Source organism: Amycolatopsis sp. NPDC059021, assembly GCF_042739895.1.
Classification (GTDB): Bacteria; Actinomycetota; Actinomycetes; order Mycobacteriales; family Pseudonocardiaceae; genus Amycolatopsis.
Genome location: NZ_JBHYIQ010000021.1, coordinates 53,515 through 63,341 on the forward strand (window position 1 = coordinate 53,515; position 9,827 = coordinate 63,341).

The 9,827-nt window shown below is 68.3% G+C and carries 12 protein-coding genes and 3 tRNA genes; 9 read left to right on the forward strand and 6 right to left on the reverse strand.

What is annotated here, in order from left to right:
* Nucleotides 1-122: 122 nt before the first annotated feature.
* The 4 genes from ACFWX1_RS15285 to ACFWX1_RS15300 all read left to right on the forward strand — a co-directional run bounded on the left by ACFWX1_RS15285 (nt 123) and on the right by ACFWX1_RS15300 (nt 3,159).
* The gene (locus ACFWX1_RS15285; protein WP_378387623.1) at nt 123-386 is read left to right on the forward strand and encodes a hypothetical protein; all 264 of its coding nucleotides are present in this window, start codon (nt 123-125) and stop codon (nt 384-386) included.
* A 38-nt stretch (nt 387-424) separates the two neighbouring features.
* Nucleotides 425-622: a hypothetical protein gene (locus ACFWX1_RS15290; protein WP_378387624.1), complete on the forward strand. Its 198-nt coding sequence runs from the start codon at nt 425-427 to the stop codon at nt 620-622.
* 973 nt (nt 623-1,595) lie between these two features.
* Nucleotides 1,596-1,814: a helix-turn-helix domain-containing protein gene (locus tag ACFWX1_RS15295; RefSeq protein WP_378387626.1), complete on the forward strand. Its 219-nt coding sequence runs from the start codon at nt 1,596-1,598 to the stop codon at nt 1,812-1,814.
* A 22-nt stretch (nt 1,815-1,836) separates the two neighbouring features.
* Nucleotides 1,837-3,159, forward strand: a complete 1,323-nt coding sequence (locus tag ACFWX1_RS15300; protein WP_378387628.1) for a tyrosine-type recombinase/integrase — start codon at nt 1,837-1,839, stop codon at nt 3,157-3,159.
* Between the two features lie 77 nt (nt 3,160-3,236).
* On the opposite strand, the gene ACFWX1_RS15305 is transcribed toward ACFWX1_RS15300, so the two are convergent.
* From ACFWX1_RS15305 to ACFWX1_RS15325, 5 genes are all read right to left on the reverse strand, one after another.
* A tRNA-Phe gene (locus tag ACFWX1_RS15305) sits at nt 3,237-3,310 on the reverse strand.
* A gap of 31 nt (nt 3,311-3,341) precedes the next feature.
* Nucleotides 3,342-3,415 (reverse strand) — tRNA-Asp (locus ACFWX1_RS15310).
* 31 nt (nt 3,416-3,446) lie between these two features.
* A tRNA-Glu gene (locus tag ACFWX1_RS15315) sits at nt 3,447-3,519 on the reverse strand.
* A gap of 141 nt (nt 3,520-3,660) precedes the next feature.
* The gene (locus ACFWX1_RS15320) at nt 3,661-4,443 is read right to left on the reverse strand and encodes a hypothetical protein (protein WP_378387630.1); all 783 of its coding nucleotides are present in this window, start codon (nt 4,441-4,443) and stop codon (nt 3,661-3,663) included.
* A 146-nt stretch (nt 4,444-4,589) separates the two neighbouring features.
* Entirely contained in the window at nt 4,590-4,844 is a 255-nt protein-coding gene (locus ACFWX1_RS15325) for a hypothetical protein (RefSeq protein WP_378387632.1), read from the reverse strand.
* Between the two features lie 656 nt (nt 4,845-5,500).
* Between ACFWX1_RS15325 and ACFWX1_RS15330 the strand changes: the two genes are divergently transcribed.
* Nucleotides 5,501-5,938 carry a hypothetical protein gene (locus tag ACFWX1_RS15330; RefSeq protein ID WP_378329707.1) on the forward strand — a complete coding sequence of 146 codons (438 nt, stop codon included), beginning with the start codon at nt 5,501-5,503 and terminating at the stop codon, nt 5,936-5,938.
* A gap of 101 nt (nt 5,939-6,039) precedes the next feature.
* Here the strand turns inward: ACFWX1_RS15330 and ACFWX1_RS15335 are convergent, their stop codons facing one another.
* Nucleotides 6,040-6,243 (reverse strand): cold-shock protein, encoded by a 204-nt coding sequence (locus tag ACFWX1_RS15335; RefSeq protein ID WP_003097368.1) that lies wholly within the window; start codon nt 6,241-6,243, stop codon nt 6,040-6,042.
* A 459-nt stretch (nt 6,244-6,702) separates the two neighbouring features.
* On the opposite strand from ACFWX1_RS15335, the gene ACFWX1_RS15340 reads away from it, so the two are divergent.
* From ACFWX1_RS15340 to ACFWX1_RS15355, 4 genes are all read left to right on the forward strand, one after another.
* Complete coding sequence (locus ACFWX1_RS15340; protein ID WP_378387634.1) at nt 6,703-7,905, forward strand: Ig-like domain-containing protein; 1,203 nt, start codon at nt 6,703-6,705, stop codon at nt 7,903-7,905.
* Between the two features lie 170 nt (nt 7,906-8,075).
* Nucleotides 8,076-8,363, forward strand: coding sequence for a hypothetical protein (locus ACFWX1_RS15345; RefSeq protein ID WP_378387636.1), 288 nt, complete (start codon nt 8,076-8,078; stop codon nt 8,361-8,363).
* A gap of 4 nt (nt 8,364-8,367) precedes the next feature.
* On the forward strand, nt 8,368-8,925 hold the full coding sequence (locus ACFWX1_RS15350; protein WP_378387638.1) for a SigE family RNA polymerase sigma factor: 558 nt from the start codon (nt 8,368-8,370) through the stop codon (nt 8,923-8,925).
* Nucleotides 8,926-8,929: 4 nt separating this feature from the next.
* Nucleotides 8,930-9,409 carry a hypothetical protein gene (locus ACFWX1_RS15355; RefSeq protein ID WP_378387639.1) on the forward strand — a complete coding sequence of 160 codons (480 nt, stop codon included), beginning with the start codon at nt 8,930-8,932 and terminating at the stop codon, nt 9,407-9,409.
* Nucleotides 9,410-9,827 lie beyond the last annotated feature (418 nt).

Here is a 9,827-nt window from a genome sequence, read left to right on the forward strand (position 1 = left end):
GACTTTCCGACTTACCGCGTACCTACGCGATAAGTCCCGACCAGCCACACCCAAAACCGCAGGTCAACGCATTACCGCGTAACCGCGTTTACCGCGTCGACCCCACACCCGAGGAGGCCCCAATGTCCCCGTTCGACTCGCTGCCCGACGTCGGAACCCGCGCGCTGATGCGCTTCACCGGCGGCCTGGTCGCCTACCTGCTCGTGCACCTGCTCCGCCTGCCGGTGAAGTTCGCCCTGGACGTCCTGGAAACGACCATGCGCCACATCGTCGCGCAGCTGTCCGCCCTGGCTGACCAGCCCGCCCCGGCCCGCAAACCCCGCCCCGGGCAGTGGGGTGACCGATGGGGCGAGCCCATCCCCAGCACCCGCGCCCGGCACAGCTGAAACCCACCCGCCACCACCCGAAGAGGAGTCCAGTCCCGATGACCAGCCAGCACCCCGCCCGCCCGGTCGCGTCCGGCCCGGTGCACATCCTGACCGACGGGAACGGCCGCTACTTCGTGCCCGTGTACCAGGCCCAGCCGGACGGCACCGCCGTCTACGTCGGCACCGCCGTCTACCGCGACGTCACCGACGAACCCGCCCCCGTCGACGTCCCGGCGCCCCGGCCCGGGAACTGACCAAGGAAGGAGCTTCGCCCTGACTCACGCGTCGGCCGCCGCCCGGATCACCACCCGCGCGCGGCGCCGGTCCTAGACCGCACGGGCTCTAGGTCTAGACCCCCTCCCTAGACCCCTCCGTATCCGCTGACCAGCCACCTAGGCCCCTAGACCCGTCCACGGAAGGCACCCCATGCACAGCTCACACGCCACCACCGGCGCCCCGGCAGGGTCTAGGTCTAGCCGCCCCACGTCGACAGGGAGGCAGACAGGGAGGCACCCGAGATCGGGGGAGTTCTCCCTCACCGCCTCCCCGGGCAACCTCCCCCGGATGACCAGCCCGAACCCCCGCGAGGGAGGCAGGGAGGCAGCGCCGACGACGGCCGCGGGAAGGCCCGGCGACGCGGGTTCCCGGTCCCCTCGTGCGCCTCCCTCCCCGGCCCGCACGGCGGGTTAGCTCGCGGGTTAGAGCCCGGAATCCGGGTTAGATTCCTAACCCGGCGGGTTAGGTCCCGGAAACCCGCGCTGGCCAGCGGGAAGTTAGCCGAGTTAGGCGGGTTAGGTCCCGTACGGCACGGCCGGAACCGGCCCGGAAACGCCACCACGGCGACGATGGGCGCGACCTAACCCGAGAGCTAGCGTCCCGCACCGAGCTAGCGTCCGCCGATGCTAGATCTAGCGTCCCCGCTAGCACCCGAAACCGCCCCCGGCCAGGCATCTAGCGTCTAGCACCCCTCACCACCGCACCCGCGAAACCGGCCCGTAGCCAAGGTGCCGGACACCTCCGGCCCGGCAACGCTAGGCGGATACGGAGGGGGCGTGACACCCCGCGTGACAGCAGTGACACCCGTGACCCGGACCGGTGTCACACCTGTCACCCACCCCGCGCGTCGCGCAGCTGCGCGAGCCACCCCGGCCCGCGCCAACACACCCGAAGGAGAACGACCGTGACACCTCTGCGACCCCGCCCGCTCGAACCACGGAGCCGCATCCCATGCACACGCCCAACAGCACCACCCCGGACGCCGCCGAACCGCGAACCCTGCTGACCGTCGAAGCAGCCGCGAAACGGCTGTCCATCGGCCGCACCACGATGTACGCCCTGATCAAGGCCGGACACGTCGTAACTGTCCAGGTAGGACACCTCCGCCGCGTCCCCGTCGACGCGCTCACCGCGTACGTCAACCACCTCACCGCCGCACAAGCGGCCTAATCCCAGAAAGGGACGTGACATTTTGGCGCGCAAAAAACGCCCCGAGGGAACCCGCCGCCCCAACGGCACAAGCTCTATCTACGAAGGAAAGGACGGGAAGTGGCATGGCCGCGTCACAATGGGAATCCTCGACAACGGGAAACCCGACCGGCGCCACGTCGAACGCAAAACCGAAGGCGAAGTAATCGAGGCTGTTCGCGAACTGGAAAAGGAGCGCGATAGCGGGAAGGTACGAAAGGCTGGCCAGACGTGGAAGGTTGACAAGTGGCTTATCCACTGGGTCGAAACGATCGCACCATTGACGTGTCGGTACAAGACCGTGGTCGGATACCGCACGGCCGTCTACCGGCACTTAATTCCCGGCCTTGGTGCACACTGGATGCCGCGCGTTGGCCCTGACCACTTCGAGAAGCTGTACGTCAAGATGCTTGAGGCCGGACTGAAACCGGCGACTGTCCACCAAGTACACAGGACCGCGCGCACGGCATTCGGAGAGGCTGACCGACGCGACGTCATCACACGAAATCCCGTCGCATTGGCGAAAGCACCCCGGATCGAAGAAGAGGAGGTAGAACCGTACGAGGCTGACGAGATCGGGCAACTTCTCGTCACCGCGCTTACGCGACGAAACGGAGTGCGCTTTGTGCTCGCGCTCGCGATGGGCACACGCCAGGGCGAGACTATCGGTTTCAAGTGGACTCGACTGCACCGGAAGACCAAAACGCTTCGGGTCGCAAAGCAGCTCCAGCGGCACACCTGGAAACACGGCTGCGACGACCCGAACGCGTGCGGCGCCAAATACCACAAGACGAATCCCTGCAAGGAGGACTGCAAACGACACAAGCGAAAGCCCTGTCCGCCACCCTGCCCGCCGGACTGCACAAGCCACGCCCGGTGGTGCCCGAAACGGCACAGCGGTGGCCTGGTCGAAGTCGACGTGAAGTCGCGGGCCGGGCGCCGCGGGTTCGTCCTGCCGGACCGCCTCTACGACCTGCTGATCGCTCACGAGGAACAGCAGGCCAAGGAACGGGAGCACGCCGGGTCCGAGTGGCACGAGACCGGGTACATGTTCACCCAGCCGAACGGGCGCCCGCTCGACCCCCGGCGGGACCTTGACGAGTGGAAGCAGCTCCTGGCGGAGGCGGGTGTCCGGGAGGGTCGACTCCATGACGCACGTCACACCGCCGCGACGGTCCTGCTCCTGCTTGGCGTCCCCGAGCGGGCCGTGATGGAACTCATGGGCTGGTCGAACACCAGCATGGCGAAGCGCTACCAGCACGTCACGGGGTCCCTTCAGCGGGACATCGCGGACAAGCTCAACGGGTTCTTCTGGAACCCCAACTGAGACGGGAACTGAGACGGTCCGCACGCGAAACAGCCCCCGCCAGCGTGGGCGGGGGCTGTTTGCGCAGGTAGATGGTGTGGCCAGGGCCGGGGTCGAACCGGCGACCTTCCGCTTTTCAGGCGGACGCTCGTACCAACTGAGCTACCTGGCCGGGAACGCCGGCAAGGAGCCGAACGATCTTGCGACCCTGACGGGACTCGAACCCGCGACCTTCGCCGTGACAGGGCGACGCGCTAACCAACTGCGCCACAGGGCCTTGCTACTTCATCGAAATGAAGGGTACCGCGTACTCCCAACGGGATTCGAACCCGCGTTGCCGCCTTGAAAGGGCGGAGTCCTAGGCCGCTGGACGATGGGAGCTCGGCCGGTTTCGGCGAACCGACCGACCGCGCTCTCAGGTCCCCCCGGGAGCGATTACAAGCATAGGGCACGCCGTACCCGGCCTGCACAGGGGGTTCCTTTAGCGCACCGCAGGGCTGGGACCTGCGGGAACAGCACCCATCATGCCGGAACGGCCGTCAGTTCGCCCAGTGCGGCCACGCGTGTCGCGAGTTCGTCGCGTTCGGCTTCCGTCAGTACCGCCGCCATGAGCTCGCCGACGCGTTCGTCGGTCAGTCGCTCGGCGGCGCGCCAGCGGTCCGCCAGATCCGGCTTCGCCGACGCGGACGCGATCAGCGCGTCGGCGTCCTCGGCGGACCACGCGGTCCGCAGCAGCCGCTCGCGACCACCTTCCGGGTCGGCGATCACGGCTTCCGGGATCGTGAGACCCGACGCGCGCAAGGCGGCGAAGTGCAGGCCGCCGCGCAGCTCCCGGAACACCATCAGCGCGAATCCGAGCCGTTCGGCCGCTCCCGCCGGCCGCTCGGCGGACTGCCAGCCGGTGAACAGCGCGAGGCCGCTCGCGTCGGCGCCGTCCACCAAACGGAACAGAAGGTCCGCTAGGCGTCCCGATTCGGATACACCCGAAAGATGGCCCCGGGACCAGCGGGCCGATGACTCGGCGTAGGCACGCACCGCGGCGGGCGCCGGCAGGGCCTCGATCGCGGGCGGCAGCGTGAGTTCGAACAGCCAGCGCGGGAAGATCCCGAACAGCTCCGCGACCACCTTCGGCGGCGCGTCCCCGAGCACGGCCGAGCGCCCGCGGAGGTACAGCGTCCGTGGCGCCAAGCCCGCCTCGGCCTCCACCTCCGCCAGCTCCGGCGAGGTCATGAACCCCCCGCCCAGCACCTGCACCACCGGGCGGATCCGGCGCGCCAGCTCGATCGTCCCGTCGCTCGTGACCATGTCAGCTCCTTTCACCACAGGAACTGTAACACTGTTATGAAACGTACGCCAAGGAACTCCGACCACTACGAGAATCGGTGAAACACTTTCAGGAACCCGCCGCAAGCAGCGGGTTTCCCACCAGGAAGACCGTCAGACCCGCCAGGTCACCGCTGCACCGGCGCCTGGCCGTCGTCGTCCAGCGTCAGCCCCAGCATGTCCAGCAACATCACACAGTCCTCCACCCCGAGCGCGCCATTCGCCACCGCAAGACGCGCACGCCGGACCTGATCATCCGACACCCGCTGAGTGTCGGAACCACTACTGCGCTGCGCCGGCAACCCACCGGCGAACGTCGCGCTCCCCCCATCGGCACCTTCGTACCGGAGGAGGAACTGCCGCACTTCCGCAGACCCGCCCATTGCCCCTCCATCGGCTCACAACGACCTGGCCGCGAGGCTAACCAGCGCCGGCCGCCACACACAGCCCCCCGGAGAGTGAACCTGAGGCCACACTCCGCTCAACGCTGCGCAACCAGCACGACAGGAGAACCCCGGACCCGTAAATGAACAACAGACCACGACGGAGTGGACACCAGCAACGGAATTTTCCCGGCTTCCACTCGCCCAACCCCGGAAGTCGTGCAACACTAGACGTGCTGACACACCCCCGGTCAGCGCCTGTGGAGATCCCCTCCGACCCCCGCGTTCCTCCCCCTGGCGCGGGGGTCTCTCCATGTTTGCTCGGGCTCGTTCCTCGCCCTTCGCAAACGGTCCCCCGCGCGTATTACCCGGGGGGCCGAGCCCCCCGGACCCCCACGGTGCGGTCGGTTCCTGAACCAGCGTGGTCGCCTTTTCGCGTCGGGCCTGGCGGCCCTGGCGAAAGCCCTTGGTCACCTTGATCGTGTTTGTCGGCCTAGTTGCTCGGTGTTTTGTTGTTTGGGGTTGCTAAGGGTTAGGGCGGAGGGGTGGGGGTGCTGGGCCGAGTGGGGGGTGGTTGGGCTGTTGGTGTTACGGCATTCGGTGTGTTGTGGCTCACAGTGGTTGGGTTTCCGAGACCTCGCCGTTATCGTTGCGGCGTGCCTCTTCCATCGTTTGGTCGTCTCGGGACCCGTACCAACCTCAAGGCTGTGTCGTCCGGTCGCCATCGCGACGGCACCAAGGCCGCGCCCGCCGAGGAGGTCGGCGAGGAGGACAAGGAGCTCACCAGCTACCTCGCCGCGCTCGCACCGGAATCCGCCCCGGAGACCACCGGGAGCGGCAAGCGCTTCGGCGAGGCACAGGTCTACCAGCTGCGCATGAACCTCATCGCCAGCCAGCAGCTCAAGGACATCGCCGGCGAGCGCAACATCTCGCCGCAGGCGCTCGCCCAGGAGTGGATCCTCGAGCGGCTCTCCTGGGAAAGCCAGGCCGCGTCCGCGCAGGACCACCGGCAGTCCGACGTCGACGCCGCCCTCACCGACGAGTTCCACTTCCCCGCCGGCGCCTTCGACGAGCCCGTGGCGGGCAGGCGCTGACGCGCGAAACCAGGAACACGAGACAGCAACACACAAGAAAAGGCCCCCGGTGCGAACACCGGGGGCCTTTTCTCAGGCCTGGATAACGCCGAGGGCCTGACTCAGATCGCGCGAACCTTCTGGGCCTGCGGACCCTTCTGCCCCTGGCCGACTTCGAACTCCACTCGCTGGTTCTCCTCGAGAGTGCGGAAACCGCGACCCTCGATCTCCGAGTAGTGCACGAAAACGTCGCCTTCGCCGCCGTCCTGCGCGATGAAGCCGAAGCCCTTCTCCGCGTTGAACCACTTCACAGTGCCTTGCGCCACCGCTGTACTCCTCGTTACAGATTCCGCTTCGAATGCCACCGAAGCGGCACCCCGACCGTCCCGGGCGGTTCCAACGAGACGAGCGAAGAGCGTGTCGGCTCCGCGGCTCGCGTCAGAAGTTCCGCGAGTGTGAAGCCACTAACACGCAAAACGACGGCCTGAGAGCAGCCTACCGGGATCTGGCCAAATCTGAACCCCGTGATCGAGCGGATGGACCAACGGTTCCCACTGCCACCGGGCCGCCGTACCGCGCGCGACTGATCTTGTCGGCGGTACCGGCTACTCTGGACGTCGCACACCGAAGCCGGTGATCACCGGATACGGCACGGAGTCGGTCATGTCTTGTGCGTGAAGGAATTCCTGCCCATTGTGACACTCGTCACTCCGTGGGGGATCAACGTCCGGACTGATCCAGGCGTCTCGGTGGTTGGGGTCGTAAAGGGGAGATTGGGGATCGGTGTGACATTCAGGAACTCCGCGCACCGTCGAGTGGCGGGCGCGGTGCTGGGGCTCGTCGCGGTGCTGACGCTCGGGGCGTGCAGCGACGGGTCCGCGGTGTCGGCCAGCGGCACCACCGGCGGCGGCCCGACGCAGTCCGCGCCCGCCGCGCTGCCGGCGAAGGTGACCGTGCAACCGGCGGCGGGCGCGCAGGACGTCCCGCCCGGCGAACCGGTCACCGTCAGCGTCACCGACGGCACCATCGACTCGGTCGTCCTCACCAACCCGGACGGCAAACAGGTCGCGGGCCAGCCGTCGCCGGACAAGAAAAGCTGGAAGACCACCGAGGAACTCGGCTTCGGCAAGACCTACACCTGGTCCGGACAGGCCATCGGCGCCGACGGCAAGCCGGCACCGATCAGCGGCGCCTTCACCACCGTCAAACCGAGGCGGCAGATGTCGGGCAGCCTCAACGTCGGCGACGGCCAGACCTACGGCATCGCCATGCCCATCACGCTGACCTTCCCCAGCCGGATCACCGACAAGGCGTCCGTCGAGAAGGCGCTTTCCGTGGAGACCACGCCGAAGACCGAGGGCTCGTGGGCGTGGGTCGAGGGCGACACATCGGTGCACTGGCGGCCGAAGGAGTACTTCAAGCCCGACACCGAAGTGAAGGTCAACGCCAAGATCTACGGCGTCAAGATGGGCGAGGGTGTCTACGGCCAGCAGGACGTCTCCGCCAGCTTCAAGATCGGGCGTTCCCAGATCGTCAAGGGCAATCCCCAGACCCACCGGATGCAGGTCATCCGCGACGGTCAGCAGATCGCCGACTACCCGGTCAGCTACGGGCTCGACTCCGATCCCGGCCGGGTCACCAACAGCGGCGTCCACGTCGTGATGTCCAAGCACGCGACGTACTCGATGAGCAACCCGCGCTACGGCTACACCGACGTGAACGTGCCGTGGGCGGTGCGGATCTCCAACAACGGCGAGTTCATCCACGGCCTCGCCTCGTCGATGTGGGCGCAGGGCAAGCAGAACATCTCGCACGGCTGCCTGAACCTGTCGCCGGCGAACGCCAAGGAGTACTACGACGGCGTGCTCCCCGGCGACCCGGTCGAGATCGAGGGCAGCACCCAGCAGCTCGGCCCCAAGGACGGTGACTACGCCGACTGGACCTACAAGTGGGCCGACTGGCAGAAGCTGTCGGCGCTCGCGAGCTGAACATCCGGCGAACACCGGGCGGCCAGGATTCCCCACGGGTTTCCTGGCCGTTCGTGTCTTAGCCGGAAATCCGATGCAACCCCGGGGGAACGCGGCGGCATGAGTTACCGCGAAGGGCGCCGCTGATCCGACGCGGCGCCAGGACCGAGGAGTTCGACTTGCGTATTCGTATGGCTCTCACCGTGGGCGCGCTGCTGCTGGCGGGTGGCGCCGTCACCGCCGGGACCGCGCTGGCCACCGATCAGCCGACCATCTCCCCCGCCCCGGCCGCGACCGACCAGCCGACCTCCGAGTCGCCCGCCGCGGCCCCTGGCCCCGCCGCGACCGACCGGCAGACGACCAAAGCCCCGGCCCCGGCGCCCGCCGGATCCAGGCCGACGGAAAACCGTGTGCCCAAGGCCATTCCGGCCGGGCCCGTCGGCGCCACCTGGCTGCCCGCCATCGGGGAGGTCAAGTAACCCGGTGACATCCCGCTCTCGTCCGGAGAACCGGCCGGGCTCGCCGTGGGACGGCGAGTTCGCCCGGTACTTCGGCGAGCGCGCGCACAGCCTGCGGGCCACGGCCTATCTGCTCTGCGGCGACTGGCACCAGGCCGAGGACCTCACGCAGGCCGCGCTGCTGAAGCTGTACCTGGCGTGGCCGCGGCTGGCGCGGCACGACACGCTGGACGCCTACGCCCGCAAGGTCGTGCTGCGCACGTTTCTCGCCGAGCACCGCAAGGTCCGGTGGAAACGGGAGCGGCTCACCGGCGAACTACCCGAGGTCCCGGTCGAGCGGGCCGAGACCGAGCAGGACGAACTGGTGCGGCACGCACTGGGTGTCCTGGCGCCGAGACAACGCGCCGTGCTGGTGCTGCGGTACTTCGACGACCTGAGCGTCGAGGAGACGGCCGCGGCACTCGGCTGCAGCACCGGCACGGTGAAGAGCCAGGCGGCACGCGCGCTGGCGACCCTGCGGAAACGGCTCGGCCCGCACTTCGGGTCGCTGTCGTTCAGCACCGGTGGTCTGGAAGGGAGGTGACGAGATGGACGAGAACGACGACATCAGGACCGTGCTTTCCTCGGCGGCGAGCGGGCCGCCGATGCGCTTCGACGCGGCCGACGTCATCGCGCGCGGCGGGCGGATCCGGCGGCGCCGCAAGCGCTGGGCGATGGCGGGCAGTTCCGCCGCGACGGCGGTGATCCTCGTGGTGGCCGGGTTCATGGCCGGTCACCACCTCGGCGCCGATCCGGCGCCGATCCAGCCCGCCGGTCCCGGTCTTTCCACGGTCCCGTCCTCCCCCTCGGCACCGCCCGCCCCGGCTCCGGCTCAGTCGGGTACTTCGGCCGATTCGCCCATGCCGCCGGAACGCCCGAGCGTCGACACCGACACGCCGGGCCCGCGGACCGCACCGTCCAAGACCTCCTCGGAACGACGCCCGTCGACGGCCCCCACGAGCCAGATGCCGGGTGACCGGCAGCCGGTGCCGACCGCGGCGCCCGGCACCGAACACACCACTCGTTGAGGCGCGGACACCGCGGATTCACCCGTGTTTCACGCGCGCGTAGCGCTGTGGCTGAGATCACCGTTTGAAGCGGCCCCACCGTGAAATACCTGGGCTTACGGTGGCGATATGCCCTGTGGCGGCACGTTCCGCCGCCGACAAACTGCTCAGCCGGCACCACTCTCGCCGGCCCGAGAATCCGAGGAGGAAGCCATGGTCTTCGTTGCCCTGTTGATCGAAACCGGTGTCGCAGTAACGGTTGCGAGTGCGCTGGCCGTTTGGTCGCAGAAGCGCTTCGCTCCTCGCGTCGAGGTGGCCGAAGCCACCCGCTGACCCGGACCTGCGAGAAGTGGCGCCCGGCACACAAGTCTGGGGGGGGGGCGGCGGGGGCGGGGGGTGGGGGGTGGGGGGGGGAACGAGCAGCTGGGGGGCGCGGGGC

Bases quoted from the DNA above. Each gene is read 5' to 3' on its own strand.
- ACFWX1_RS15285 (WP_378387623.1), top strand. From the start codon at position 123: ATGTCCCCGTTCGACTCGCTGCCCGACGTCGGAACCCGCGCGCTGATG.
- ACFWX1_RS15290 (WP_378387624.1), top strand. From the start codon at position 425: ATGACCAGCCAGCACCCCGCCCGCCCGGTCGCGTCCGGCCCGGTGCAC.
- ACFWX1_RS15295 (WP_378387626.1), top strand. From the start codon at position 1,596: ATGCACACGCCCAACAGCACCACCCCGGACGCCGCCGAACCGCGAACC.
- ACFWX1_RS15320 (WP_378387630.1), bottom strand. From the start codon at position 4,443: ATGGTCACGAGCGACGGGACGATCGAGCTGGCGCGCCGGATCCGCCCG.
- ACFWX1_RS15325 (WP_378387632.1), bottom strand. From the start codon at position 4,844: ATGGGCGGGTCTGCGGAAGTGCGGCAGTTCCTCCTCCGGTACGAAGGT.
- ACFWX1_RS15345 (WP_378387636.1), top strand. From the start codon at position 8,076: ATGGCTCTCACCGTGGGCGCGCTGCTGCTGGCGGGTGGCGCCGTCACC.
- ACFWX1_RS15355 (WP_378387639.1), top strand. From the start codon at position 8,930: ATGGACGAGAACGACGACATCAGGACCGTGCTTTCCTCGGCGGCGAGC.